Genomic DNA, 25,376 nt, shown 5'->3' with positions numbered 1-25,376 from the left:
TTCCCGTGAGACCGTCAGGTCCCGGCAGGTCTCCGACGTTCTCCGGTCGTCTCGTCGGGGCATCTCATGTCCGCTGCGGTTCCGCGCTCCGACGCCAGAGGTATACGGCATCCGGCACGCCTTCCTCGTTGTCCGAGCCGTCGCACAAAGCCTCGAGCTCGAATCCGGCTCGCTCGTAGAATCGTCGGGCGCCGATGTTGCTCTGGAAGACGCGCAACCTCAACTCGGCGACGTCCGCGCGCGCCGCGTCGAGCAGACGGCGTCCTATGCCGCGGCCCTGCATGCCGGGGTGGACGTAGAGATGTTCCAGCCGAAACTCGCAGAGCGACGCGAAGCCGGCGATACGGCCTTCGGCGAGCGCGGTCCGTGTCGAGAGGGCGCCGATCACGACGTGTCGCATCCACCATCGCGTCTGCGCTTCGTCGTAGAGCTTCGGCAGATCCGGCATGGCGTGATCCCGCGCCGCGAGGAAGACCTCGGTGAGAGCGTCCGCGTCGTCGGGACCGGCGGCGCGCAGGTCGAGGGGCCTGGTCATACGGCTCTCGGAAGGTTCGTGCATCGTCGAGGTTCCGTTGGGTGAGAACGGCAGCTAGCGTGGCCACTGGAATCGGAGGCGTACGATGGCGGTGTTCAAGGATCATTTCTCGCGCACGTCGGCGGCCTATGCGAGCTTCAGGCCGACATACCCGCCGGAGCTCGCATGGACGCTGGCGCAGGCGACGCCCGCGGCGGGGCTCGCGCTCGACGTCGGCTGCGGCAGCGGGCAGCTGACACGTCTGCTCGCCGGCGAGTTCGCGCGCGTCGTCGGTGTCGACGCCAGCGCCGAGCAGATCGCTCGCGCCGAGCCGCACGACCGCGTCGTCTATCGCTGCGCGCCCGCCGAGGCGACCGGCATGGAGACGGGCTGCGCCGATCTCGTCGTCGCGGCGCAGGCGGCGCACTGGTTCGATCTCGACGCCTTCTACGTCGAGGCCCGCCGCGTCGCCCGTCCCGGTGCGGCGATCGCGCTCGTGGCCTATGCGACGCTCGACCTCCCGGAAGACGAGGCGGCGAACGCCGTCGTCGCCGACTTCTACGGTCGCGTCGCCGGGCCGTACTGGCCGCCGGAACGCGCCCATGTGGAGGCGGGCTACGCGACGCTTCCCTTCCCGTTCCAGGAGATCCCCCACGAGCCGCTCGCGATTCGCGTGCGCTGGCCGCTCGAGGCGCTGATGGGCTACGTGGGCACGTGGTCCGCCCTCGCCGGCCTGCGGCGCGCACAGGGGGAGGCGCCGATCGAGGCGTTCCGTGCACGGCTCGCGGACGCCTGGGGCGATCCGGATCGGCCGAAGGCGATCCGCTGGCCGATCGCGCTGCGCCTCGGCCGGCTGTCGTGAGGATGCATGACACGCGGCCGGCGGCGCGCTAGAGCGGAGCGCCACAGGCAGTGCGGACCCGTCATGCTCAAGAAGATCGTCTCCGTCGGCGGATGGACCCTGCTCTCGCGCGTCACCGGCTTCGCGCGGGACGTGGTGATGGCGGCCGTGATGGGCGCCGGGCCGATCACCGACGCCTTCGTCGTGGCGCTGCGGCTGCCGAACCACTTTCGCGCCATCTTCGGCGAGGGCGCCTTCAACGCCGCCTTCATCCCGACCTATGCCCAGGCACGCGCCGCACGCGGAGATGGCGATGCGCGCATCTTCGCGGGCCGGATCACTGCGCTCGTGCTCTGCGTCCAGCTCCTCGTGCTGGCGGCGGCGCTCGCCCTCATGCCGCAGCTCGTCGGCCTGCTCGCGCCGGGCTTCGTCGACGATCCGGACCGCTTCGACCTGACGGTGACGCTCACCCGCATCACCTTCCCCTACCTCCTCTTCGTCACGCTGGTGACGCTCCTCTCGGCGGTGCTGAACGCCCACGACCGCTTCGCCGCGGCGGCGGGGGCGCCGATCCTGCTCAACGTGTCGCTGGTCGTGGGGCTGCTGCTCGCCGGCTTCTTCCCGAGCGCCGGCCATGCCGCCGCCTGGGGCGTCGCGGTGGCGGGCGTGCTCGAGCTCCTGCTCGTGTGGTGGGACGCCGCCGCGCGGGGCATCGCGCCGAAGCTCGCGCGCCCGCGGCTCGACCCGGACGTGAGGAAGTTCTTCAAGACGCTCGGCCCGGCGCTGATCGGCTCCGCCGGCGTGCAGATCGCGATGTTCGCCGACACGATCATCGCCTCGCTGCTGCCGGCGGGCGCCGTGTCGTCGCTCTACTACGCCGACCGGCTCTACCAGCTCCCCGTGGGCGTCATCGGCATCGCCGCGGGCACGGTGCTCCTGCCGGAGATGAGCCGTCGCATCGCCGAAGGGGACGTCGCCGGCGCGCATGCGTCGCAGAACCGCGCGGTGGGCCTCGTGCTCGTGCTGGCGCTGCCGGCGGCGGCGGCCTTCGTGGCGGTGCCCGACCTGATCATGTACGCCCTCTTCGGCCGCGGCGCCTTCACGGCGGCGGACGCGGCGGCGGCGGGCGCGGTGCTCGCGGCCTACGCGACGGCGCTGCCGGCGGTGGTGCTGATCCGCGCCGGGCTCGCGAGCTTCCATTCCCGCTCGGACACCGCGACCCCGGTCTTCGCCTCGCTGACGGGCGTGGCGGTCAACGTCGTCTTCAAGATCCTGCTGACGGAGCCGCTCGGCGCCCCCGGCCTCGCGGTGGCCACGGCGATCGGCGCCTGGGTCAATGTCGGGCTCCTCTTCTTCCTCGCCCGGCGCCGTCGCTGGACGGCGCCGGACGCGACGCTCGGCAAGACGCTCTTCGTGAGCCTCGCCGCCTCGCTGGCGCTCGCGGCTGCCGTGCTGGCGCTGCGCGATCCCGCGGGGACGCTCGCCGCGCGGCTGCCGGCGCTCGAGGCGGAGGTGCATCTCCTCCTTCTCGCCGGCGCGGGTGCGCTCGTCTACGGCGCGCTCGTGCTCCTGGGCTTGAAGCTCGCCCGCGTACGCCTGGGTCGGCGCTGATCAATAGCCGCCGATGACCGGCAGGATCTCGCCCGTGATGTAGCTCGCGGTCTGCGGCGAGGCGAGGAAGACGTAGGCCGGCGCCAGCTCCTCGGGCTGCGCGGGGCGACCCATCTGCGATCCGCCGCCGAAGTTCTCGACGACCTCGGCGGGCGCGTCGGCCGGGTTGAGCGGCGTCCAGACCGGCCCGGGCGCCACGACGTTGGCGCGGATGCCGCGGGGCAGGAGCTGGCTCGCCAGCGCCCGCGTGAAGGAATGGATGCCGCCCTTCGTCATCGAGTAGTCGAGGAGTGTCTTGCTGCCCCTGATGCCCGTCACCGAGCCCGTGTTCACGATCGACCCGCCGTAGGGCAGGTGCGGCACGGCGGCCTTCGTCATGTTGAAGCAGCCGCGCAGGTTCGTGCGCAGGGTCCGGTCGAAGTGCTCCTCGGAGATGTCCTCCAGCGCCATCGCGTGCTCCTGGAAGGCGGCGTTGTTGACGAGCACGTCGAGCCGCCCGAACGCCTCCAGCGTTCGGGCGACGGCGAAGCGGCAGAAGGCGGCGTCGGAGACGTCGCCCGACAGCACTAGGCAGCGCCGGCCCTCGGCCTCCACGGCGCGGCGGGTCTCCTGCGCGTCCTCGTCCTCGGCGAGATGGACGACCGTGACGTCGGCGCCCTCGCGGGCGAAGAGCACGGCGACGGAGCGGCCGATGCCGGAATCGCCGCCGGTGACGATCGTCGCCATGCCGTCCAGCTTGGCCGACCCCTTGTAGAACGGGGCGTCGTAGAGCGGGCGCGGCTCGAGGTCGGCCTCGGAGCCGGGCTTGTCCTGGTGGGCCTTGGCGTAGGGCAGTTCCGGATAGCGCCGAGCGCCCGCCTGCATGGCGCCCTCGCGGCCGGCCTCGCCGCTCTCGCCGGACCTGTCGGCGCGGTCGATCCGCGCCTGGATCGCGCGGTATTCCTCCGCGACGCGCGCGGCGTCCTCGCGGAACCTGGTCTCGTCGCTCATGATGCCTCCTGTCGGGATCGGCCTGTGCATGCGGCTCGCGAATGCCGCAGCGTCCGGCGGGTTCCCCCGCGTTCGCGCATCTGCCGGTTGGAGAGATCCCGCCTCAGGCGGCGGCGTCGAGGAGCGCGACGAGCGCGTCGGGCGTGAAGGCGATGGCGCTGGCCTTCATCGAGGAGGACGTCGCCGCCATCTCGGCCAGCGTCGCGAAGTCCGCGCGATCGACGCCGAGCGCCACGAGCCCGGGCAGGCCACTCGCCCGCGAGAAGGACGCGAGTGCGGCTGGCGCCTGCTCGGGCGCGACGCCGAGGGCGGCTCCCAGGATCTCGCGAACCTCGGCGACGCGTGCGACGAAGGCGGAGCCCGGCTCGGCCCGCGCCGCGAGGGCGTCGAGCGCATGCGGCAGCAACGCGCCGCAGACGGCGCCGTGGGGTGCGTCCGACAGCCCGCCGATCGGTCCGGCGAGGCCGTGGACGACGCCGAGGCCCGCATGGGCGAGCGCGAGCCCGCCGCAGAGGCTGACGAACGCCATGGCGTCGCGCGCGTCCGCGTCCTCGCGCTCCATCAGCGTCGCGAGCGCAGGCAGCGCGAGCGGGATCGCGGCGCGGCAGAGCGCGTCGGTGAAGGGGTTCGCGCGCGCGCTGAGATAGGGTTCCACCACCTGCGTCAGCGCGTCGAGGCCCGAGGCGAGGGTCACCGCCTTCGGGAGGCCGTCCGTGAGCGCCGGATCGACCATGGCGAGCCGCGGCACCATGCGCGGGTCGCGCAGGCTGACTTTCCGGCGATGCTCCGGGACGCCGACGACGGCGTTCTTGGTCACCTCCGCGCCGGTGCCGGCGGTGGTGGGCAGCGCGATGCAGGGGAGGGGATCGGCCCCGAGCGGGAGGCCGCGGCCGACGACCTCCAGATGGTCGAGGGCGGCGGTCTCCTGCGGGATCAGCGCCGCGAGCGCCTTGGCCATGTCGATCGCCGCCCCGCCGCCGATGGCGACGACGGCATCGGGCGTCGCCGCGCGGGCGGTCGCCAGCGCCGCCTCCAGGAGGGGCAGCGTCGGCTCGCCCGGGCAGGCGAGGGCGCCGACGGCGACGCCCTCGGCGCGCAGGCCGTCGAGCAGCCATCGCGCGCGCGCGGGATCGCGCCCGTGCACGACCACGACCCGGCGCGCCATCGCCGCTACGAGCCCCGGCGCCTGCGTCGCACATCCGCGCCCGAAGAGGATCTGGCCGGAGGGGCCGAAGGTGAAGGAGGGCAGGGGCATGGCGGTGCTTCTTCGGGCGGTTTGGTCATTTCGCGGCTCTGTCATTCCGGATTGCGAAGCAAGTCCGGGACCCAGAACCTCGGGTGCGTGTCGAGCGGCGCGCGAGCGCCGTGGCGGGGACGGCCTCCATCCGCGCCTGGTGGACGCGCGCGCTTCGCGCTCCGGGGTGACAAGCCGAGGAGGCGGAACCGCGCGGGTCCCGCCTCCCCGAACCGAGCCGTCCGGCTCAGTTGTTCTGCCAGCTCTGGATCAGCTCGTCGTAGCCGATCGTCATGGGCTGCGGGTCCTCGTTCTCGAGGGCCGGCTTCGGAGCACCCGGCTGGTCGAGCCAGTACTGCGGGTCGCGCTCCTCGTTCAGCACCGGGCCGAGATCGCCGAGAACGCCCGCGCGCTCGAGACGCGAGAGCACCGCCTCCTGCTCGCGGCATAGGTTGTCCATGGCCTGCTGGGCCGTCGCCGCGCCCGAGGACGCGTCGCCGATCGCCTGCCACCAGAGCTGCGCCAGGCGCGGGTAGTCCGGCACGTTGGTGCCCGTGGGCGTCCACTGCACGCGCGCCGGCGAGCGGTAGAACTCGACGAGACCGCCCAGCATCGGGGCGCGCTCGGTGAAGCTCTCGTGCTGGATGGTGGACTCGCGCACGAAGGTGAGGCCGACGTGCGACTTCTTCACGTCCACCGTCTTCGAGGCGATGAACTGCGCGTAGAGCCAGGCGGCCTTGGCACGGTCCTCGGGGGTCGACTGCATCAGCGTGACCGAGCCCGCGTCCTGGTAGCCGAGCTTCATGCCGTCTTCCCAGTAGGCGCCGCGCGGCGAGGGGGCCATGCGCCACTTGGGCGTGCCGTCCTCGTTCACGACCGGCAGACCCTCGCGGACCATGTCTGCGGTGAAGGCGGTGTACCAGAAGATCTGCTGCGCGATCTCGCCCTGCGCCGGCACCGGGCCGGACTCGGAGAAGGTCATGCCGGCCGCCGCCGGAGGCGCATAGGCCTGCAGCCACTCGACGTACTTCTCGACCGAGTAGACCGCCGCCGGGCCGTTCGTCGCGCCGCCGCGGGCGACGCAGGAGCCGACCGGACGGGAGTTCTCGTCCACGCGCAGGCCCCACTCGTCGACCGGGAGGCCGTTGGGGATGCCCACGTCGCCGGCGCCCGCCATCGAGAGCCAGGCGTCGGTGAAGCGCCAGCCCAGCGACGGATCCTTGCGGCCGTAGTCCATGTGGCCGTAGACCTGGACGCCGTCGATCTCACGACCGGTGAAGAACTCGGCGATGTCCTCGTAGGCGGACCAGTTCACCGGCACGCCGAGCGGATAGCCGTACTCGGCCTCGAACGCGGCCATGATCTCCGGATCGGTGAACCAGTCGTAGCGGAACCAGTAGAGGTTCGCGAACTGCTGGATCGGCAGCTGGTAGACCTTGCCGTCCGGGCCCGTGGTGAAGCTGATGCCGACGAAGTCCTCGAGGTCGAGGTTCGGGTTGGTGACGTCCGCGGCCGGACCGGCCATCCAGTCGGTGAGGTTGCGGACCTGCTGGTAGCGCCAATGCGTTCCGATCAGGTCGGAATCGTTGACGTACATGTCGTAGATGTTCTCGCCGGTCTGCATCTGCGTCTGCAGGCGCTCGATCACGTCGCCCTCGCCGATCAGGTCGTGCGTGACGTTGATGCCGGTGATGGCCGAGAACGCCGGCGCGAGCACCTGGGACTCGTACTCGTGCGTCGTGATGGTCTCGGACACGACGCGGATGTCCATGCCGCGGAACTGCTCGGCGGCGTCGATGAACCACTGCATCTCCGCCTCCTGCTCCTCGCGGGAGAGGCTGGAGAGATCGCCGATCTCGGCGTCGAGGAAGGCGCGGGCCGCCTCCATGTCCGCGAAGGCGGGGCTCGCCATCGCGAAGAGTGCCGCCGCGGCGACCGATGTCGTCAGGTACTTGCGCATTCTTGGTCCTCCCGAACCTATTCGTTGGTGGTGTCGTGAGCGGCGCGCGCCGCGCACGAGGTGTTCGCCCGATCAGACGAAGCGGAAGACCGCCGCGGCGTAGATCAGGCAGGCGATCAGCGCACCCCAGAGGGGCGGGCCGAACGTTCCGAGCCAGGCGAGCGAGATGAAGGCCGACCCGAGAAGGCTGATGAAGAGACGGTCGCCGCGCGTCGTCTCGATGCGCAGGATGCCGACGCGCGGCGTCTCCGGGCGGAGCGCGGCGATGAGCGTCATCGTCACGAGGAGCGCGGCGATGACCATGAAGAAGATCGCGGTGGGCCAGGTCCAGGCCATCCAGTCCATGGGGTTTCCTCCTCAGACGCGGCCGAGCGCGAAGCCCTTGGCGATGTAGTTGCGCACGAACCAGATCACGAGCGCGCCGGGCACGATGGTGAGGATGCCCGCCGCGGCGAGCACGCCCCAGTCGAGCCCCGACGCCGAGACGGTGCGGGTCATCGTGGCGGCGATGGGCTTGGCGTCCACCGAGGTGAGCGTGCGCGACAAGAGCAGCTCCACCCAGGAGAACATGAAGCAGAAGAACGCCGCGACGCCGATGCCGCTCGCGATGAGGGGCATGAAGATCTTCACGAAGAAGCGCGGGAACGAGTAGCCGTCGATGTAGGCCGTCTCGTCGATCTCCTTGGGCACGCCGCGCATGAAGCCCTCCAGGATCCATACCGCGAGCGGCACGTTGAAGAGGCAATGCGCGAGCGCGACGGCGATGTGGGTGTCGAACAGCCCGACCGCCGAGTAGAGCTGAAAGAAGGGCAGTGCGAACACGGCGGGGGGGGCCATGCGGTTCGTCAGCAGCCAGAAGAACAGATGCTTGTCGCCCATGAAGCGATAGCGGCTGAAGGCGTAGGCCGCCGGCAGCGCCACCGTCACCGAGATCACCGTGTTGAGCACCACGTAGATCATCGAGTTGACGTAGCCCATGTACCAGGACGCGTCGGTGAGGATCGTGCGATAGTTGTCCAGCGTCGGGTCCTGCGGCCACAGCGAGAAGGACGAGAGGATCTCGCTGTTGTCCTTCAGGCTCATGTTGAGGAGCCAGTAGATCGGCAGCAGCAGGAAGACGAGGTACAGCGTCATGATGACGGCGGACGTCTTCACCCGCGGCCCGGCGGCGGCCCTGGTGCGCGCGAGCGTCGCGCCCTGAGCCTGGACGACGGCGGCCTGTGCCATCACACGCCCTCCTTCTTGTCGAGGTTCACCATCACCGTGTAGAAGACCCAGGAGATCAGCAGGATCACCAGGAAGTAGATCAGCGAGAACGCTGCCGCGGGACCGAGGTCGAACTGGCCGATGGCCGTCTTGACGAGGTCGATCGACAGGAACGTCGTCGCGTTGCCCGGCCCACCGCCGGTGAGCACGAAGGGCTCGGTGTAGATCATGAAGCTGTCCATGAAGCGCAGCAGGATGGCGATGAGCAGCACGCCCTGCATCTTCGGCAGCTCGATGTAGCGGAACACCTTCCAGCGGCTGGCCTGGTCGATCTTGGCGGCCTGGTAGTAGGCCGAGGGGATCGAGACGAGCCCGGCATAGGCGAGGAGCGCGACGAGCGAGGTCCAGTGCCAGACGTCCATCACGATGATGGTGATCCAGGCGTCGAGCGCGTCCTGCGTATAATTGTAGTCGATCCCGAGCTCGGAGAGCGTGCGGCCGAGAAGGCCGATGTCGACGCGCGCGAAGACCTGCCAGATCGTGCCCACCACGTTCCACGGGATCAGGAGCGGCAGCGCCATCAGCACGAGGCACACCGAGACCCAGATGCCCTTGCGCGGCATGCACAGCGCGATCAGGATGCCGAGCGGCACCTCGATGGCGAGGATGATGGCCGAGAACAGGATCTGGCGCCCGAGCGCGTCGCGGATGCGCTCGGAGGCGAGGACCTGCTCGTACCACTCGAAGCCGGCCCAGAAGAAGACATTGTTCCCGAACGTGTCCTGGAACGAGTAGTTCACCACCGTCATCAGCGGGATCACCGCCGAGAAGGCGACGAGCACCAGCACGGGCAGGACGAGGAACCAGGCCTTCTGGTTGACGGTCTTGTCCATCACGCGGCCCGCCCCTGCAACATGCGCCCCTCGACGAGGCGATCATCGACGTAGACCCCGACCCGCGCGGGGTCGAAGACGACGCGGTTCATCTCCTGCGACACCGCCCGGCCCTCCGGCACGACGACGTTCATCTCGCGCCCGACGAGGTCGAGCCGCACGATGCGGTGGCGCCCGACGTCCTCGATGCGCCGCACGGCCACCGGCAGCCCCGGCCCGTCCTTCGACAGGGTGAGGAACTCGGGCCGGACGCCGATCTCGACCTTGCCCGTCAGCGCCGGGTACGACGCGTCGAGCGGGATCTCGACGCCTTCGACGTGCGCCGACGTCCCCTCGACACGTGCCGGCAGCACGTTCATGCCCGGCGAGCCGATGAAGTATCCCACGAACGTGTGTGCCGGGCGTTCGAACAGCTCGGCGGGCGTGCCGGTCTGCACGACCTGGCCGTCGTACATGACGACGACCTTGTCGGCGAAGGTGAGCGCCTCGGTCTGGTCGTGCGTCACGTAGATCATCGTGTGCCCGAACTCGCGGTGGAGCGCCTTGAGCTGCGTGCGCAGCTCCCACTTCATGTGCGGATCGATGACGGTCAGCGGCTCGTCGAACAGGATGGCGTTGACGTCCTCGCGCACCATGCCGCGGCCGAGCGAGATCTTCTGCTTGGCGTCCGCCGTCAGCCCCCGCGCGGCGCGGTCGAGCACGTCGGCCATGCCAATCATGTCCGCGATCTGCTCGACGCGGCGGCGCACGTAGTCGCGATCCGCGCCGCGGTTCACGAGCGGGAAGGCGAGGTTCTCGCGCACCGTCATCGTGTCGTAGACGACTGGGAACTGGAACACCTGCGCGATGTTGCGCGCGGCCGTCGGCAGCTGCGTCACGTCCTCCTCGCCGAACAGGATCTTCCCCTCCGAGGGGACGATCAGCCCGGAGATGATGTTGAGCAGCGTCGTCTTCCCGCAGCCCGAGGGTCCGAGGAGCGCGTAGGCCGAGCCGTCGTCCCAGACCAGGTCGAGGCGCTTCAATGCGTAGTCGGCTTCCGACCTCGGGGTGCCGGAATACGAATGCGCGAGGTTCGAGAGATGGATGCGGGCCATCTTGCGCCTCCTCAAGCCGCGATCGCGTAGGAGGCGGGCGCGGCGAGCGCGCCGTCCTCCTCGAAGACGTAGACGTGGGCGGGGTCGACGTGCACCGTCAGCGCCCGCCCGTGCTCGAGCGCGCGCACGCCGTGCACGAGCCCGACCCAGCGCTCGCCGCCGTGATCGATGTGGACGTAGGTCTCCGAGCCCGTGATCTCGGTCTCCGACAGCACCGCGGGGAAGGCGAGGCAGCCCGGATGGGGCGGCTCGAGCTCCAGATGGTTCGGCCGGAAGCCCGCGAGATAGCGCCCGTCCTTCAGCGCGCCGAGCGCACCCAGCGCCGGCACGCTCTGTCCTTCGCCGAACAGGAGCCGGTCGCCGGCCTTGGCGATCTTCAGGAAGTTCATCGGCGGGTCGGAGAAGACGCGCGCGGTGATCGCGTCCGCCGGCCGACGGTAGACCTCGGGCGTGGGGCCGAACTGCGTGACGCGGCCCTCCCAGAGCGTCGCCGTGTTGCCGCCCAGAAGCAGCGCCTCCTCGGGCTCCGTGGTCGCGTAGACGAAGATCGCGCCCGATTCCTCGAAGATGCGCGGGATCTCGGCGCGCAGCTCCTCGCGCAGCTTGTAGTCGAGGTTCGCCAGCGGCTCGTCGAGCAGCACGAGCCCCGCGCCCTTCACCAGCGCGCGGGCGAGCGCGCAGCGCTGCTGCTGGCCGCCCGAGAGCTCGAGCGGCTTGCGGTCGAGCATCCCGTCGAGCTTCATCAGCGCGGCGGTCTTGCGCACCGCGGCGTCGATCTCCGCCTTGGGGCGGCCCGCGACCTTCAGCGGCGAGGCGATGTTCTCCCACACCGAAAGGGTGGGGTAGTTCACGAACTGCTGGTAGACCATGGCGACGTTGCGGTCCTGCACGCGCTTGTCGGTCACGTCCTCGCCGTTCCAGACGATCCGGCCGGTCGCCGGCTTGTCGAGGCCCGCCATCAGGCGCATGAGCGAGGTCTTGCCCGCGAGCGTCGGGCCGAGCAGCACGTTCATCGTGCCCTTCTCGAGCGTCAGCGTCGTGGGGTGGATGTGGGTGCGTCCATCGACGACCTTGGACACGTTGTCGAGCACGAGCGTCATGCGCGGGTCGCCTCCTGTCCTTGCGCCGCCAGGCTGCGGGCGGGTTCGCCGCGCTCACGCATGAAGGCGTCGAGCGCCGTCACCTCCTGGCGTGTGAGTCGCAGCCCGAGCTTCGTACGCCGCCACACGACGTCCTCGGCGCGCGCGGCGTATTCCTGCTCCATCAGCCAGACGACCTCGCGCTCGGTCAGCGTCGCGCCGAACGCGCGCCCGAGATCCTCCGCGCGCCGCGCCGCACCGAGCACGTCGCGCGCCTCGGTGCCGTAGGCGCGCGCCAGCCGGCGCGCCCAGAAGGACGTGAGGAACGGGTAGTCGCGCGCCAGATCGGCGACGAGCCGCTCGAAGCCGTCCACGGGGAAGTCCCCGCCCGGCAACGGCACGCCGGCGGTCCAGGGGTCGGACGCCTGCGGGAAGAAGCGGCCGATCTTCGCCATCGCCGATTCCGCGAGGCGCCGGTAGGTAGTGATCTTGCCGCCGAAGACGTTGAGCAGCGGCGGACCGTTCTCGTCGAGCGAGAGCACGTAGTCGCGCGTCGCGGCGGTGGCGGACTTCGCGCCGTCGTCGTAGAGCGGCCGAACGCCGGAATAGGTCCAGACCACGTCGGAGCGGCCGATCGGCGTCTTCAGGTATTCCGAGACGAAGCCGCAGAGATAGTCGATCTCGGCGTCCGTCGCCTTCGCCTCGCTCGGCCCGCCCTCGTGGTCGCGATCCGTCGTGCCGATGAGCGTGAAGTCGGTCTCGTAGGGGATGGCGAAGACGATGCGCCCGTCGCCTCCCTGGAAGATGTAGCAGCGGTCGTGCTCGAACAGCCGCTTCGTGACGATGTGGCTGCCGCGCACGAGGCGCACCTTCTCGGACGAGTTGATGCCGAGCACGCCGGCGATGACGTCCGCCACCCAAGGCCCGCCGGCGTTCACGAGCGCCTTGGCGCGCGCCGTCTCCCGCCGCCCGTCGGCATGGGCGATGTCGATCGTCCACAGCTCGCCCTCGCGGCGCGCCGAGACGACCTTGGCGCGCGGCAGGATGCGCGCCCCGCGCGCCTCGGCGTCGCGGGCGTTGAGCACGACGAGCCGGCTGTCCTCGACCCAGCAGTCGGAATACTCGAAGGCCCGGGCGAAGTCGTCCTTGAGAGGGGCGCCGGCGGGATCGCGCGCGAGGTCGAGCGAGCGCGTCGCGGGCAGGATCTTGCGACCGCCCAGGTGGTCGTAGATGAACAGGCCGAGCCGCAGCAGCCAGGCCGGGCGCAGGCCGCGATGGTGCGGCAGCACGAAGCGCAGCGGCCAGGAGATGTGCGGCATGGCCCGCAGGAGCGTCTCGCGCTCGATCAGTGATTCCCTGACCAGGCGGAACTCGTAGTATTCGAGATAGCGCAGCCCGCCGTGGAACAGCTTGGTCGAGGCCGACGACGTCGCCGACGCGAGATCGTTCATCTCCGCGAGCGCGACCGAGAGACCGCGGCCAGCCGCATCGCGGGCGATGCCGCAGCCGTTCACGCCTCCACCGATGATGAACAGATCGAAAGCCTCGCGGCCTCCGGCTTCCTCCGACACGACGTTCCGTCCCTCTCGCTTATTTTCGCTGAGCGTCGCGTCTCGGCTTCGCTGAGTCAACCGTTATTTTCGCAAATTTTCGTATCGACGGCGTTCGCGCGTGAAATCGCCCTTCGTGGCGCATCCGGTGTCTCCCGGGCAGCGCCGTCGTGTTCGCGGATGCGCGGGCCGCGCGCGTTGCCTTTCGCCGCGCGTCCTGCCACGGTCCGCCGGGAAAGCAGGTACGGAGCGTGGCCGGCATGGCTCAGAACTTCCGCCAGAAGGAGATCCTCGATCTCGCCCGCCAGCACGGGAAGGTCGTCGTGGAGGACCTCGCCGCGCATTTCGACGTCACGGTCCAGACCATCCGCCGCGACCTCACCGAGCTGTGCGAGGCCGGCGAGCTGACGCGGGTCTACGGCGGCGCGATCCTGCGCTCGGGCGTCGCCAACATCGGCTACGAGGACCGCCGCGGGCTGATGGCGGAGGAGAAGGACGCGATCGCCCGCGCCTGCGCCCGCGCCATCCCGGACGACGCCTCGCTCTTCCTCAACATCGGCACGACGACGGAGGCGGTGGCGCGGGCGCTGCTCTCGCATCGCAACCTCATGGTCGTGACGAACAACATCAACGTGGCCAACATCCTCTCCGCCAACGAGAGCTGCGAGGTGGTGGTCGCCGGCGGCGTCATGCGCCGGCCCGACGGCGGGCTCGTCGGCGACGTCACGCTCGAGATCGTCAAGCACTTCAAGGTCGACGTCGCCGTGATCGGCGCCTCGGCGCTCGACCTCGAGGGCGACCTGCTCGACTTCGACTTCCGCGAGGTGCGCGTCTCGCAGGCGATCCTGCGCCAGGCGCGCCGTGCCTACCTCGTGGCGGACCACTCGAAGTTCTCGCGCAGCGCTCCCGTGCGGATCGCCTCTCTCGAGGACGTCGACACGTTCTTCACGGACGCGCCCCCGCCGGACCCGGTCCGCAAGCTCTGCCGCGAGTGGGGGACGGAGATCGAGCTTTCGACGGCGGAGGAGGGAGCCGGCCGCAAGGTCGGCTGACGCCGCTGCCGCGCGCGGCGAACCGTTGCCATGGGACGCCATTCGCAATAGGCGTGACCTCACCGCCGCAGCACAGGAGACCCGGGCATGCGCGTCGGAGCCCCGCTCGAGACCTGCCTCGCGACAGACGGCCTCCACGGCGAGGCGATCGCGCGCACCATCCTCGCGCTCGCCTCCGCGGCCGTCGAGCTCTCGGGCCTCGTCGCCCGCGGCGCGCTCGAGAGCGCGCTCGGCGCCGAGGTGGGGGAGGGGCACGAGGCCGGCGACGCGCAGCGCGCGCTCGACGTCGTCGCCGACGAGCTCTTCCTGAAGGCGCTCGCGGGGGCGCCCGTCGCCGCCGTCGCCTCGGAGGAGCGCGAGGACGTGCACGCGCTCGCCCCCGGCGCGCCGCTCGCGGTCGCCATCGATCCGCTCGACGGCTCCTCCAACATCGACGTCAACGCGCCGGTGGGCGCCATCTTCTCGATCCTCGACGCGCAGGCCGACGCCGGCGCCGATCCGCAGGCGGTGTTCCTCGCGCCGGGCACGCGCCAGCGCGCGGCGGGCATCTTCGTCTTCGGCCCGGCGACGACGCTCGTCGTCAGCACGGGGCGCGGCGTCGATCTCCACGTGCTCGACCGCGACGCGGGCGGCTTCCGCCTCGCGAGGGCGGGCGTGACCGTGCCCGAGCGGGCGCGTGAATTCGCCATCAACGCGTCGAACCGCCGGCACTGGGAGGCGCCGCTCGCGGCCTGGTTCGGCGATTGCCTCGCCGGGCGCGAAGGGCCGCTCGGGAGCGACCACAACATGCGCTGGATCGCCTCGCTCGTGGCGGAGACCTACCGCATCTTCACCCGCGGGGGCGTCTACCTCTACCCGGCGGACGCGCGGGCCGGCTACGCGCGCGGGCGCCTGCGGCTCGTCTACGAGGGCCGGCCGATCGCCTTCCTGACGGAGCAGGCGGGCGGCCTCGCCACCGACGGGCGCCGGCGCATCCTCGACCTCGAGGCCGGCACGCTGCACGAGCGCTGCCCGCTCGTGTTCGGATCGCGGGAGATGGTGGAGGCGGTGGGCGCCTATCTCAGCGGGTCGCGTCCGGGCTGAGCCCGCCCTTTAGCTCGGCGAGGACCGCGGCCGCGCGCAGAAAGCGCCACGGGTCGACGGCGCGGCCGTCGAGTCGGGTCTCGTAGTGCAGGTGCGGACCCGTCGATCGGCCGGTCGAGCCGGCGCGCCCGATCAGGTCGCCGGCCGCGACCTCGGCGCCCTCGCCGACGGTGATCGCGGAGAGATGCGCGAATCGCGTCGTCAGCCCGTTCCCGTGGTCGATCTCGACGAGCTTGCCGTAGCCGCCGGCGCGCCCGGCCGCGACCACCCGCCCGGCCGCGGTGGCGTAGACCGGCTCGCCCGTGCGTGCGCGGAAGTCGATGCCGGCGTGGAAGGCCGGGCGTCGCGTGAACGGGTCTGAGCGCACCCCGAAGTTCGAGGTCACGGCGACGTCGCCGTCGACGGGCCGCTCGAAGGGGATGGTGATCGTGGTGCGGCGCAGCCTATCGCGGGCGACGAGGCTCTCCTGCAGCTCGGCGACGCGAGCCTCGAAGCCCCCGGCCTCGGCGTCGATGCCGATCGGGATGAACGGACCGCCCATTCCCTCTGCCGCGAGCACGTCCGGATGAGCGGGCTCGAGGGCGTAGGGGTCGAGGCCGGCGGTCTCGATCGCGTCGCGCATGATGCCGGCCTCGAGCTCCACCTGCAGGCGGATGCGCTCGAGCGCCCTGATCTGGCCCTCCTCGACGACGGCGAGCGAGCGCTCGGCCGCGTCGAGGTTCGCGCCGACGCTGGCGGAGGCGGGCAGGGCGAGCGCCGCGGTGTCGTTCGCGGGGGCAGCGCCCGGCGCGTCGCCGCGCAGCCGCAGCTCGAACGGGCCCGGCGCCGGCGCGAGCGCCGGCTCGGGACGCGGACGCGCCTGCGGGACGAGGTCCTCCGGCCGCGCCGGCGGGCTCGCCAGCGGCGCGAAGGCGGAGGTCGCATCGGGAAGGTCGACCGCGCCGCCGATGGCGCCGGTGACCGCGGCGGGCGCGATGCGCTGGGCGAGGTCGGCGAGCACGGCCTGGCGCGTCTCGAGCTCGACCTGGCGGCTCACCAGCGAGGTGACCCGCTGCTCCATCGTATCCTGGTCGATCAGCTTGCGGCTCGCGACCCGGTCGAGCCGGGCGCGCAGCGCGCCGAGGTGGTCCTCGTAGCGCGCTTCCGTATGTGCCTGGCGGCGCAGCAGCTCGGCGACGAGATCCTCGCGCGAGACGATGTACCACGTCGCCCCCGCCGCCCAGGCGGTGAGCAGCGTGAGCACGACGCCGAGCGCGGCGGCGGCGAGGGGGCCGACGGCGAAGAGCGTGCGGGGCGGTGCGCTCACGCGCGGCACGAGGTCGCGCTCGCCGACCCCGTGGTCGTGCGACAGGCGCTCACCCCGCAGGCGTCCTCGTCCGTCGTGCATGCGTCGCATCCCCTTGCGGAAACTCGACGCCATTCAACACCCGTTAGGGTTAAGATCCTCCAAACGGTGGGATGCGCCCTCGAACGTCAGAGCGCCTGCACCGCCGCGAGCACCTCCTCGGCGTGGCCCGGCACCTTCACCTTGGGCCACACCTTGGCGACCCGGCCCTCGGCGTCGATCAGCACGGTCGTGCGCTCCACGCCCATGTACTTCTTGCCGTACATGCTCTTCTCGACCCACACGCCGTAGGCCTCGAGCATGCCCTTCTCCTCGTCGGCGAGGAGGTCGAAGCCGAGCTCGTACTTGGCCTTGAACTTGTCGTGGCTCTTAACCGAATCGGGTGACACTCCTACGATGACGGCGCGGGCGGCCGCGAAGGCGTCACGCATCCCGTTGAAGGCCTGCGCTTCCTTGGTGCAGCCGGAGGTGTCATCCTTGGGATAGAAGTACAAGACCACCGCCTTGCCCTTCAGGTCCGTGAGCGAGACGGTCCGGCCGCCGTCGGCCGGGAGGGTGAAGGCGGGAGCCGGGTCGCCGATGACGAGCGCCATGTGCCATCCTTTCGTCGGTTTTGCGATATGGTCGTCGCGCGAGGAACGCGCGCCGTGTACGGCGGGCAATGAAGCAGGGATCACTCCCCGGTGCCAGCGTCGCGCGCATGCGCGCGCGAGCGGGTGGGGCATGCGGCCGGAGCGGATCAGCGCGTGGACGACGAGGTGACCCATCTGCGCCCGAGCGCGTTGCGCGGCGGGCGTTTCGGTCGGAGCGCAGGCCTGCGCGGCGGCAAGCGCCGTCGCGGCGTCGCCCGGCGCCTCATCGTCCTCAAGCTGTGGCTCGTCGCCGGCCTGCTGGCGCTCTCCGGCGCGCTCTACCTGCGACTCGACTCGGCGCCGCTCGAGATCGAGGGCCTGTCCGAGCGCGTCGCCGCCGCGATGGAGGAGCGTCTGGGCGCCGCCTGGCGGGTGTCGCTCGCCGATTCGGCGCTGACCCTCCACGAAGGCGCGCCCGCGCTCGCCGTCGACGGGCTGGACCTGACGAATCGTGACGGCACGCGCATCGCGCATGCGCCGCAGGCGATCGTGTCCGTCGGCGCGCTTTCGCTGCTGACGGGTACGCCGGTGCCGCGGGCGATCGTGCTCTCGGACGTCGAGCTGCGCGTCCTAGTCGCCGATGACGGCACGGTTTCCCTGCTTCCGCCGGACGGCGGCCAGCCGGTGCCGACACCGCCCGCCGAATCGCCCACTTCCCAGCCGCCCGGCACCGAGCTGCCCGCCGTCGGACCCGTCGCCGCGATCGCCGGTGCGCTCGCGGGGCTCCTCGACGAGGCGAGCCCGTTCGGCGCGCTCTCCCGCGCGCGCCTGGACAACGCGCGGCTGACCCTGGTCGGCGCCGACGGCCGCGAGCGCGTCGGCTTCACGCGGGTCGACGCGCGCATCCGGCGCGACGGGGCGATGCGCCGCGTCGCGGCCACCTTCGACGGCCCCGGCGGTGCCTGGAGCATCGATGGCTCGATCGGGCGCGAGCCCGACGGCGGGCGGGCGGCGCGGCTCGCCGTCGAGGCGATGCCGGTGCGCGACCTCACCCTGGTGGCCGGGCTCTCGGACGCGCTCGGCTCGCGTGACCTGACGCTCACCGGCGAGGCGGCGATCGCGGTCGGCCCGGACGGGGAGCTGCGCCGCTTCTCGGCGCGCATCGAGAGCAATTCGGGCTGGCTGCGCACGCGCGATCCGTTCATGCCGCTCGTCCCCGTCGATCGGGTCGCCGGCGAGGCCGTTTGGCTCGCGGACGAGGATCGGCTCGCGCTGCGCGACGTCGAGATCGCCGGCGGACGCACGCGCGTGACCCTCGACGGCTTCGTCACTCCCGAGGGGGAGGGCGGTCGCTGGCGGCTCGCCCTCGCCGGCGCCGACGCCGTGGTGCGCGGTGCGACCGACGCCGAGCCGACGCGGGCGCTCTCGCGCGTGTCGCTCTCCGCGCGCGGGGGGCCGGACGGGGTCGTCGTCGACGAGCTCTCGCTGGCCGGGCCGGGAGTCGACCTCGCGCTGATGGCCTCGTTCGGCGGCCCGGACGACCGCGGCGGGCTGCGCGTCGCCCTCGACGTCGTCGACATGCCCGTGCGCACCGCGCTCGCGCTGTGGCCCGATCTCGTCGCGCCGATCCCGCGGCTGTTCCTGCGCGATGCGGTGGAGGACGGCACCGTCACCGATCTCGACGTCGCCGTCGCGCTCACCGGCGAGGACCTCGCCGGCCTGTTCGAGGACGAGCCGCTGCCGCCCGAGGCGGTGGACGTGCGCTTCGCCATGGAGGACGTCCGGCTCGTGCTCGCCGACGACTTTCCGCCGCTGCGCGAGGCCGTCGTGAGCGGGACGGTCAGCGGAGAGGACGCCTTCGTCGAAGCGTCGAGCGCGCACGTCCTCCTCCCCGACGGCCGGCGGCTCGAGGCCCGCGACGGGCGTTTCCGGCTGGTGAACTACTGGGAGCGGACGTCGCCGGCGCGCATCGACTTCTCCGCCACCGGCGGGCTCGACGCGCTCGCCACGTTCCTGCGCACGCCCGCGCTCTCCGGCGCCGCCGACCTGTCGCTCGATCCCGATGGCGTGGCGGGCGAGGTCGCGCTCGACGTCGATTTCTCCTTCCCGATCGGCGAGCCGGTCGAGGTGGCGCGCCTGCCGATCTCCGCGAGGGGTCGCCTCGAGAACGTCTCGGCGCCGCTCGTCGGCGACGCGGAACGGCTCGAGGACGGCTCGCTGGCGCTGGCCTTCGATCCCGACGGCACGCTGCGGCTCGAGGGCACGGGCACGATCGCCGGCGCGCCCGTCACCGTCGCGCTCGTCGACCCGCGCGGGCGACCGGGGGAGGCGCGCGTCACGGGAACCGTCGACGCGGGCATGCTCGCCTCGCGCGGGCTCGTGCCGCAGGGGGTCGCGAGCGGGCCCGTCGCCCTCGACGTCGCGGCGATGCTCGGGCCGGGGGACGCACTCTCCGCCACAATCGCCGCTGATCTCGCGGGCGCGCGCATCGACGGACTGCTGCCCGGCTGGACCAAGGCGGCAGGCGCGCCCGGCACCCTCGCCGTCGCGCTCGCGACGGATGCCGAGGGCCTCGCCTTCAGCGACCTCACGCTCGAATCGGGTCCCGTCGTGCTGCGCGGCGGTGGACGCCTCGGCACGGACGGCGGGCTCCGGAGCCTGGAGCTCGCCACGGCCCGGCTCTCGCCGGGCGACGACGCCGCGCTGTCCCTCTCCCGCGCCGAGGGCGGGGCCTGGGCCGCTCGGCTCACCGGGTCCGTCTTCGACCTGCGCCCGATCATGACGCTCCTGCGCGACGACGACGGAAGCGAAGGCGAGGCGCGCGCCGGCGATCTCGACGCGACGCTCGACGCGCGCGTCGACATCCTCGGCGGCTTCGGCGGCGAGGTGCTCACCAACGTCGCCGCGCGCCTGCGCCTCGTCGACGGCGCCGTGCGAGAGGGCACGCTCGAGGCACGCTATCCGGCCGGGCCGCTGACCGCCCGCGTGACCGACGGGCGGCTCGCCGTGGAGACCGCCGACGCCGGCGCCACCCTGCGCTTCCTCGACCTCTACGAGCGGATGTTCGGCGGGCGGCTCGCCCTCCAGATCGGCCTCGACGGCACGCGTGCGCCGGGCCAGCTGATCCTGTGGGACTTCGTGCTGCGCGGCGAGCCGGCGCTGCGCAGCGTCGTCGGGCGCCAGCTGCCGGCGAACGCGGGCAGCGACGCACGGTTCGGCCTGTCCGGCCCGGCGGTCGACGCGAGCGAGGCTCTGTTCACCAAGGCTCAGGTCGAGTTCATCCGCGACGGCTCCGTGCTGACGCTCGCCGACGCACGGATGTGGGGGCCGCAGCTCGGCTTCACGCTCGAGGGCTGGGTCGACCTCGAGGCGCGGCGCCTCGACATCGCCGGCAGCTACGTGCCGGCCTACGGCCTCAACAACGCCTTCGCGCAGGTGCCGGTCGTCGGCACGATCCTCGGCGGAAGCCAGTACGAGGGGCTGTTCGCGGTGAATTTCCGCGTCGCCGGGCCGGTCGAGGACCCGTCGCTGACGATCAACCCGCTGTCCGCGATCGCGCCGGGCGTGCTGCGCCGGCTCTTCGGCGCCGGCGCGCCGACCCGCCGCGGCCCGGCGCTGGAGACCCCGCCGCCGGCGCCGCCGCTCGACATCACGCCGGGGTGACGCGCGTCCTCCCGGGAGGGGAGGACGACGGCCGCAGGCCAAAGGGCGGGGAGGGCGGCGACGCGGCTCGACAGCACATCCCAACGGCCCCACCGCCCGTGCTTCGCACGGACTCCTCCCCTGCGGGGAGGAAGCGCGCGTTCAGCGCCCCGTGAACCGCGGCGCGCGCTTCTCGCGAAACGCCGCGATGCCTTCGGCGAAGTCCGCCGAGAACCCCGCCTCGCGCTGGAGCGCGGCCTCCAGCGCGAGCTGGGCGTCGAGGTCGTTCTCGAGGCTCTTCGCCAGCGCCTGCTTGGTGAGCCGCTGGGCGAGCGCCGGGCCGGCGGCGAGGCGCGCGGCGAAGGTGCGGGTCTCCTCGGCGAAGGCGGCGTCGTCCCAGACCGCGTGAACGAGGCCGAGCGCCTTCGCCTCCTCCGCCGGCACCGGCTCGGCGGTCAGCATCAGCGCCAGCGCCCGCTTTGGGCCCACGATCCGCGGCAGGAGCCAGGTGCCGCCGGCATCGGGGATCAGCGCGATGCGGGCGAAGGCCTCCTGCAGGTAGGCCGAGCGCGCGGCCACCACGATGTCGCAGGCGAGCGCGATGTTCATCGAGGCGCCCACCGCCGGCCCGTTGAGCGCCGCGATCGTGACCTTGGGGTAGTCGACGAGGGTGCGGATCAGCGGGTTGTAGTCGCGCGCGAGCGGCGGGCCGAGGTCGACGCGCCCCTGCGCGTCTCGCGGCAGGTCCTCGGTCAGGTCCTGGCCCGAGGAGAAGGCGCGGCCTTCGCCGGTCAGCACGACGACGTTCACCGCCTCGTCGCGGGCGCAGTCCGCCAGCGCGTCGCGCAGGGCGGCGTGGAGCTGCGCCGTGAGCGCGTTGAGCTTGTCGGGGCGCGCGAGCGTCAGCGTGGCGACCCCGCCCTCGCGGGTGGATTTCAGGACCTCGGTCATGCGGCGTCTTCCTCCGGGCGACGATCCGAGACGAGAGCCTGCACCCGCGCCCGCAGGACGGGCAAGAGGTCCGTCTCGAACCAGCCGTGCCGCTTCAGCCAGGCGTTGTTGCGCCAGGAGGGATGCGGCAGCGGCAGGACGGTGGGCGTGCGCGGCGCCTCGAGGATCGCGCGCCAGTTCCGCACGGTCTCGGTGAGCCCCGCCTTGGCGTGGTCCGGCAGGTGCCAGCGCTGTGCGTACGCGCCGATGACTAGGATCAGCTCCAGGTTCGGCAGCCCCGCGAACACCCGCGCGCGCCACGCCGGCGCGCATTCGCGCCGCGGCGGCAGGTCGCCGCCGTTCGCATCGTATCCGGGGAAGCAATGGCCCATCGGCACGATGGCGACGCGATGCGGATCGTAGAACGTCGCCTCGTCGAGCCCGAGCCAGGCCCGCAGCCGCACGCCCGACGGATCGAGGAACGGCACGCCCGCCACATGCGCGCGGTTCCCCGGCGCCTGGCTCGCGATGCACAGCCGCGCGGACGCGTGCGCCTGCACGATCGGCCGCGGCTCGTGGGAGAGGGCGGGGCCGCGCAGGGGCGCGTCGCGGCACAGGCGGCAGGCGCGCAGGGCGGCGAGGGTATCTTCGAGGGTGCCGGGGGAGGGCGGTTCGGGGGAGCGCATGCGGGGGATGTAGCGATCGCGTGGGGCGAAGGCGAGGCGCCAAAAAAAACCCGGCGCTGAGGCCGGGCTGGAGGAGGGTCTCTTCTCTGGAGGTCACCCTGAAGAGTCGTGATCGGGAACGCCCCCGTTGCGCGCGGGTTCCCGCGCAGCCGCGAGAATCTCACGCCCCCTCACCGGCGAGGTCGAGGGGCAGCGAGTGGAGGCGTCGGCCGGTCGCGGCGTAGACCGCGTTGGCGATCGCCGGGGCGAGCGTCGGTACGCCCGGCTCGCCGATGCCGGACGGCGGGTTCTCGGAGGGGAGGATGTGGACCTCCACCCGCGGCATCTCGGAGAAGCGCGTCGGCTGGTAGGCGTCGAAGTTCGTCTCCTGCACCACGCCGTCCGCGAGCGTCACCCGCTCGCGCAGCACGCTCGCCAGCGCGAAGCCGACCGCGCCCTCGATCTGGGCGCGGATCACGTCCGGGTTGACGGGGACGCCGCATTCCACCGCGGCGACGATGCGCGGCACGCGGATCTCCGCGCCGGACACGACGACGTCGGCCACCATGGCCACCGCCGTGCCGAACGACGTGTGGACCGAGACGCCGCGGCCTCGGCCCTCGCCGCCGGCAGGACCGGCCCAGCCGGCCTCGGCGGCCGCGCGGCGCAGCACGGCGGCCTCGCGTGAGCCTTGCGGCAGGAGCGAGAGCCGGAAGTCCACCGGATCGCGCCCGGCGGCGCCGGCGAGCTCGTCGATCATGGTCTCGATCGCGTGCGCGGTGTGGGTGTGGCCCACCGCGCGCCACCAGAGCACGGGCACGAGCTCGCGGGTCTCGTGCACGGTCAGGCGATGGGCGCCGACCGCGTAGGGCAGGGCGCGCGCGCCCTCGACGCTGGTGGCGTCGACGCCGTCGGCCACGATCAGCGCCTCGAAGGGCGTGCCCTTGAGGATCGACTTGCCGGCGATGCGGTGCTCCCAGCCGACGATGCGGCCGTCCGCGTCGAGCCCCGCGCGCAGGCGGTGCACGACGAGCGGGCGATAGTGGCCCGCGGCCATGTCGTCCTCGCGGGTCCAGACGAGGTGGATCGGCGCGCGCTCGCCCGTCGCCTTCAGGATGTGCGCGGCCTCGGACACCCAGTCCGCGCCCGGCACGGCGCGCCGCCCGAAGGAGCCGCCGGCGAAGAGCGTGTTCAGCCGCACGCGATCGGGGGTGACGCCGAGGATTGCGGCGATGCTCGCCTGATCGATGGTCTGGATCTGGAAGCCGGCCCAGGCCTCGTAGCCGCCGTCGTCCCGACGCGCGATCGTGCCGTTCATCGGCTCCATCGCGGCGTGGGCGAGGTAGGGGAAGACGTGCTCGGCCTCGATCACGGACTGCGCGCCCGCGAGCGCGGCGTCCGCGTCGCCCTCGCCGGCGGCACGGATGCCGGGGCGGTCGAGCACGGCGCGGGCGTCGGCGACGAGTGCCGTGGTGGAGCGCGTCTCGGCGCGGGCCTCGTCCCACTCGACCCCGAGCGCGTCGCGCCCGCGCAGGGCCGACCAGGTGTCCCGGGCGACGACGGCGACGCCGGTGGGGATCTCCACCACGTCGACCACGCCTGGCACGGCGCGCGCGGCCGCATCGTCGACGCCCGCAACGCGCGCGCCGAAGCGCGGCGGATGCGCGACGACGGCGGTGAGCATGCTCGGCACGCGCACGTCGAGGGAATAGCCGGCGGTGCCGTCCGTCTTGGCGGCGCTGTCGAGCCGGGGCAGGTCCTCGCGGCCGATGAGCGTCCATTCGTCCGGGCGCTTGAGCCGCGGCTCGGCGGGCACCGGCAGCGCCGCCGCCGCCTGCGCGAAGGCGCCGAAGCCCGCCTCGCGGCCGGACGCCGCGTGGCGGATGCGCCCGCGCGCCACCGTGATCTCGCCCTCCGGCACCCTCCATTCGGACGCTGCCGCGGAGACCAGCATCGCGCGCATCGCCGCGCCGGCCTTGCGCAGCTGTATCCAGGAATTCGCCGTCGCGCTCGAGCCGCCGGTGCCCTGCACCGGTCCCCAGGCGAGGTTGGCGTAGAGGCGCGCGTCGGCGGGCGCGAAGGCGAAGCGCATCTGCGACCAGTCCGCGTCGAGCTCCTCGGCGACGATCGTCGGGAGGCCCGTCGAGACGCCCTGGCCCATGTCGAGGTGCTTGACCGTGACCGTCACCGTGTCGTCCGGCGCGATGGTCACGAAGGCGTTGGGCGCGGCCGGCGCGTCGAGGCCGACGGCGGGCGTCGCGGCGCGCACGCGCCGGCCGCCGAGCGCGAGCGCCAGGCCGAGCGTCAGGCCGCCGGCGAGAACGCCGCGGCGGGTCGGCGGCGGGAGCGTGGGCGTGAACAGCATGGGTGCGCTCCCTCGGAAGGCGTGCGGGACCGGTCGTGGTCCGGGGGGCGCACGCTCGCCGCTGTCGTCCGAACTCGCATCCGGATCACGACAATCTAGTGGAGCCCGCGGCGATTCACAGGGGCTCAGCTGAAGCGGGCGAGCTTCTCGCGCGTGCCGAGCCCGTCGATCTCGGCGAAGGCCTCCGCGGAGAACGACGGGGCGTCCGCGACCTCGTCCTCGGCGACCTCGTCCTCGGCGGCATCGTCCGCCACCGGCTCGAGAGCGAGCTCGGCCGGCTCCAGCGCCCGCGCGAGCGGATCCGCGCCGAGCGGATCGACCACCTCCAGCGCGTCCTCGATCGCGAAGGCCTCCGCCGCGTCCATCGCGACCTCGGCGCTCCCGCGTTCCGCGCTCTCGGCCTGCGCGCTCTCCGCCTCGTCCCCGTCCCAGGCGACGTCGTCGGCGACGGGCTCGAAGCCCGGCCGGCTCATCTCCAGCTCCGGCTCGAGGACGGTGACGACGTCGCCTTCGACGATCACGTCGTCGATCTCGGTCTGGTCCAGGCCGTGGAAGACGTCGAGCTTCGAGCCGAGGTCCTGGTGGCGGGTGGCCTCGCGCCCGTTCTCGCCCGGATCCGCGTCGTCGTCGAGGCTCGCGCCCCAGATGTCCATCATCGCGTTGATGCGCCCCTCGAGGAAGCGCAGCGTCTCGATGATGCGCTTGGTGCGCTGGGCCGTGAGATCCTGGAAGGAGCAATGCGTGTAGATG

At 72.2% G+C, this 25,376-nt stretch carries 20 protein-coding genes and 1 pseudogene; 5 read left to right on the top strand and 16 right to left on the bottom strand.

All coding sequences use genetic code 11. The features are described 5' to 3' along the window. Positions 1-64 precede the first annotated feature (64 nt). Positions 65-448: a GNAT family N-acetyltransferase gene (locus ACTZWW_RS15870; protein ID WP_444781940.1), complete on the bottom strand. Its 384-nt coding sequence runs from the start codon at positions 446-448 to the stop codon at positions 65-67. 172 nt (positions 449-620) lie between these two features. Here ACTZWW_RS15870 and ACTZWW_RS15865 point away from each other — a divergent pair, with 172 nt between their 5' ends. After that, entirely contained in the window at positions 621-1,376 is a 756-nt protein-coding gene (locus ACTZWW_RS15865) for a class I SAM-dependent methyltransferase (protein WP_444781939.1), read from the top strand. Positions 1,377-1,439: 63 nt separating this feature from the next. Then, the gene (gene murJ, locus ACTZWW_RS15860) at positions 1,440-2,966 is read left to right on the top strand and encodes a murein biosynthesis integral membrane protein MurJ (RefSeq protein WP_444781938.1); all 1,527 of its coding nucleotides are present in this window, start codon (positions 1,440-1,442) and stop codon (positions 2,964-2,966) included. On the opposite strand, the gene ACTZWW_RS15855 is transcribed toward murJ, so the two are convergent. From ACTZWW_RS15855 to glpD, 9 genes are all read right to left on the bottom strand, one after another. Further along, positions 2,967-3,956 carry an SDR family oxidoreductase gene (locus ACTZWW_RS15855; protein WP_444781937.1) on the bottom strand — a complete coding sequence of 330 codons (990 nt, stop codon included), beginning with the start codon at positions 3,954-3,956 and terminating at the stop codon, positions 2,967-2,969. It abuts the gene before it with no gap. 103 nt (positions 3,957-4,059) lie between these two features. Then, positions 4,060-5,211, bottom strand: coding sequence for an iron-containing alcohol dehydrogenase (locus ACTZWW_RS15850; RefSeq protein ID WP_444781936.1), 1,152 nt, complete (start codon positions 5,209-5,211; stop codon positions 4,060-4,062). A 226-nt stretch (positions 5,212-5,437) separates the two neighbouring features. Further along, complete coding sequence (locus tag ACTZWW_RS15845) at positions 5,438-7,150, bottom strand: ABC transporter substrate-binding protein (RefSeq protein ID WP_444781935.1); 1,713 nt, start codon at positions 7,148-7,150, stop codon at positions 5,438-5,440. A 72-nt stretch (positions 7,151-7,222) separates the two neighbouring features. After that, complete coding sequence (locus ACTZWW_RS15840) at positions 7,223-7,495, bottom strand: DUF2160 domain-containing protein (protein ID WP_444781934.1); 273 nt, start codon at positions 7,493-7,495, stop codon at positions 7,223-7,225. A gap of 12 nt (positions 7,496-7,507) precedes the next feature. Continuing rightward, a complete protein-coding gene (locus tag ACTZWW_RS15835) occupies positions 7,508-8,284 on the bottom strand; it encodes a carbohydrate ABC transporter permease (protein ID WP_444781957.1) in 777 nt (258 codons plus the stop codon). Between the two features lie 92 nt (positions 8,285-8,376). After that, positions 8,377-9,249, bottom strand: coding sequence for a carbohydrate ABC transporter permease (locus ACTZWW_RS15830; RefSeq protein WP_444781956.1), 873 nt, complete (start codon positions 9,247-9,249; stop codon positions 8,377-8,379). After that, entirely contained in the window at positions 9,249-10,343 is a 1,095-nt protein-coding gene (locus tag ACTZWW_RS15825) for an ABC transporter ATP-binding protein (protein WP_444781933.1), read from the bottom strand. The genes ACTZWW_RS15830 and ACTZWW_RS15825 overlap by 1 nt, the downstream gene beginning before the upstream one ends. Before the next feature lie 11 nt (positions 10,344-10,354). Then, the gene (locus tag ACTZWW_RS15820; RefSeq protein ID WP_444781932.1) at positions 10,355-11,443 is read right to left on the bottom strand and encodes an ABC transporter ATP-binding protein; all 1,089 of its coding nucleotides are present in this window, start codon (positions 11,441-11,443) and stop codon (positions 10,355-10,357) included. After that, on the bottom strand, positions 11,440-12,993 hold the full coding sequence (gene glpD / locus ACTZWW_RS15815) for a glycerol-3-phosphate dehydrogenase (RefSeq protein WP_444781931.1): 1,554 nt from the start codon (positions 12,991-12,993) through the stop codon (positions 11,440-11,442). Before glpD ends, ACTZWW_RS15820 begins: the two co-directional genes overlap by 4 nt. Before the next feature lie 239 nt (positions 12,994-13,232). Here glpD and ACTZWW_RS15810 point away from each other — a divergent pair, with 239 nt between their 5' ends. Both ACTZWW_RS15810 and ACTZWW_RS15805 read left to right on the top strand, forming a co-directional pair. Continuing rightward, positions 13,233-14,024 (top strand): DeoR/GlpR family DNA-binding transcription regulator, encoded by a 792-nt coding sequence (locus ACTZWW_RS15810; protein ID WP_444781930.1) that lies wholly within the window; start codon positions 13,233-13,235, stop codon positions 14,022-14,024. Positions 14,025-14,111: 87 nt separating this feature from the next. Next, positions 14,112-15,107 (top strand): class 1 fructose-bisphosphatase, encoded by a 996-nt coding sequence (locus ACTZWW_RS15805; protein WP_444781929.1) that lies wholly within the window; start codon positions 14,112-14,114, stop codon positions 15,105-15,107. Here the strand turns inward: ACTZWW_RS15805 and ACTZWW_RS15800 are convergent. Both ACTZWW_RS15800 and ACTZWW_RS15795 read right to left on the bottom strand, forming a co-directional pair. Next, positions 15,085-16,494: a peptidoglycan DD-metalloendopeptidase family protein gene (locus ACTZWW_RS15800; RefSeq protein WP_444781928.1), complete on the bottom strand. Its 1,410-nt coding sequence runs from the start codon at positions 16,492-16,494 to the stop codon at positions 15,085-15,087. The genes ACTZWW_RS15805 and ACTZWW_RS15800 overlap by 23 nt on opposite strands. A gap of 86 nt (positions 16,495-16,580) precedes the next feature. Then, on the bottom strand, positions 16,581-17,045 hold the full coding sequence (locus tag ACTZWW_RS15795; protein ID WP_444781927.1) for a peroxiredoxin: 465 nt from the start codon (positions 17,043-17,045) through the stop codon (positions 16,581-16,583). 153 nt (positions 17,046-17,198) lie between these two features. Between ACTZWW_RS15795 and ACTZWW_RS15790 the strand changes: the two genes are divergently transcribed. Then, on the top strand, positions 17,199-20,687 hold the full coding sequence (locus tag ACTZWW_RS15790) for a hypothetical protein (protein ID WP_444781926.1): 3,489 nt from the start codon (positions 17,199-17,201) through the stop codon (positions 20,685-20,687). 141 nt (positions 20,688-20,828) lie between these two features. Here ACTZWW_RS15790 and ACTZWW_RS15785 read toward each other — a convergent pair whose 3' ends face one another. From ACTZWW_RS15785 to ACTZWW_RS15770, 4 genes and pseudogenes are all read right to left on the bottom strand, one after another. Next, positions 20,829-21,617, bottom strand: coding sequence for an enoyl-CoA hydratase-related protein (locus ACTZWW_RS15785; protein WP_444781925.1), 789 nt, complete (start codon positions 21,615-21,617; stop codon positions 20,829-20,831). Beyond that, positions 21,614-22,282 (bottom strand): uracil-DNA glycosylase family protein, encoded by a 669-nt coding sequence (locus tag ACTZWW_RS15780; protein ID WP_444781924.1) that lies wholly within the window; start codon positions 22,280-22,282, stop codon positions 21,614-21,616. Before ACTZWW_RS15780 ends, ACTZWW_RS15785 begins: the two co-directional genes overlap by 4 nt. Positions 22,283-22,442: 160 nt before the next feature. Next, positions 22,443-24,626 (bottom strand): molybdopterin cofactor-binding domain-containing protein, encoded by a 2,184-nt coding sequence (locus ACTZWW_RS15775; RefSeq protein WP_444781923.1) that lies wholly within the window; start codon positions 24,624-24,626, stop codon positions 22,443-22,445. A 125-nt stretch (positions 24,627-24,751) separates the two neighbouring features. Continuing rightward, positions 24,752-25,376, bottom strand: a pseudogene (locus tag ACTZWW_RS15770) (hypothetical protein); the annotation flags it as partial.

Source organism: Salinarimonas sp. NSM, from assembly GCF_052380005.1.
In the GTDB taxonomy this organism is placed as follows: Bacteria; Pseudomonadota; Alphaproteobacteria; order Rhizobiales; family Beijerinckiaceae; genus Salinarimonas.
Note: the sequence above shows the minus strand (reverse complement) of the source record. Positions and strands in the feature narration are given on the sequence as shown.

What these genes read in the sequence shown, in the direction of transcription:
- ACTZWW_RS15870 (WP_444781940.1), bottom strand. Translation starts at nt 448, where the DNA reads ATGCCGGATCTGCCGAAGCTCTACGACGAAGCGCAGACGCGATGGTGG.
- ACTZWW_RS15865 (WP_444781939.1), top strand. Translation starts at nt 621, where the DNA reads ATGGCGGTGTTCAAGGATCATTTCTCGCGCACGTCGGCGGCCTATGCG.
- murJ (WP_444781938.1), top strand. Translation starts at nt 1,440, where the DNA reads ATGCTCAAGAAGATCGTCTCCGTCGGCGGATGGACCCTGCTCTCGCGC.
- ACTZWW_RS15855 (WP_444781937.1), bottom strand. Translation starts at nt 3,956, where the DNA reads ATGAGCGACGAGACCAGGTTCCGCGAGGACGCCGCGCGCGTCGCGGAG.
- ACTZWW_RS15850 (WP_444781936.1), bottom strand. Translation starts at nt 5,211, where the DNA reads ATGCCCCTGCCCTCCTTCACCTTCGGCCCCTCCGGCCAGATCCTCTTC.
- ACTZWW_RS15845 (WP_444781935.1), bottom strand. Translation starts at nt 7,150, where the DNA reads ATGCGCAAGTACCTGACGACATCGGTCGCCGCGGCGGCACTCTTCGCG.
- ACTZWW_RS15840 (WP_444781934.1), bottom strand. Translation starts at nt 7,495, where the DNA reads ATGGACTGGATGGCCTGGACCTGGCCCACCGCGATCTTCTTCATGGTC.
- ACTZWW_RS15835 (WP_444781957.1), bottom strand. Translation starts at nt 8,284, where the DNA reads ATGACGCTGTACCTCGTCTTCCTGCTGCTGCCGATCTACTGGCTCCTC.
- ACTZWW_RS15830 (WP_444781956.1), bottom strand. Translation starts at nt 9,249, where the DNA reads ATGGACAAGACCGTCAACCAGAAGGCCTGGTTCCTCGTCCTGCCCGTG.
- ACTZWW_RS15825 (WP_444781933.1), bottom strand. Translation starts at nt 10,343, where the DNA reads ATGGCCCGCATCCATCTCTCGAACCTCGCGCATTCGTATTCCGGCACC.
- ACTZWW_RS15820 (WP_444781932.1), bottom strand. Translation starts at nt 11,443, where the DNA reads ATGACGCTCGTGCTCGACAACGTGTCCAAGGTCGTCGATGGACGCACC.
- ACTZWW_RS15810 (WP_444781930.1), top strand. Translation starts at nt 13,233, where the DNA reads ATGGCTCAGAACTTCCGCCAGAAGGAGATCCTCGATCTCGCCCGCCAG.
- ACTZWW_RS15805 (WP_444781929.1), top strand. Translation starts at nt 14,112, where the DNA reads ATGCGCGTCGGAGCCCCGCTCGAGACCTGCCTCGCGACAGACGGCCTC.
- ACTZWW_RS15800 (WP_444781928.1), bottom strand. Translation starts at nt 16,494, where the DNA reads ATGCACGACGGACGAGGACGCCTGCGGGGTGAGCGCCTGTCGCACGAC.
- ACTZWW_RS15795 (WP_444781927.1), bottom strand. Translation starts at nt 17,045, where the DNA reads ATGGCGCTCGTCATCGGCGACCCGGCTCCCGCCTTCACCCTCCCGGCC.
- ACTZWW_RS15785 (WP_444781925.1), bottom strand. Translation starts at nt 21,617, where the DNA reads ATGACCGAGGTCCTGAAATCCACCCGCGAGGGCGGGGTCGCCACGCTG.
- ACTZWW_RS15780 (WP_444781924.1), bottom strand. Translation starts at nt 22,282, where the DNA reads ATGCGCTCCCCCGAACCGCCCTCCCCCGGCACCCTCGAAGATACCCTC.
- ACTZWW_RS15775 (WP_444781923.1), bottom strand. Translation starts at nt 24,626, where the DNA reads ATGCTGTTCACGCCCACGCTCCCGCCGCCGACCCGCCGCGGCGTTCTC.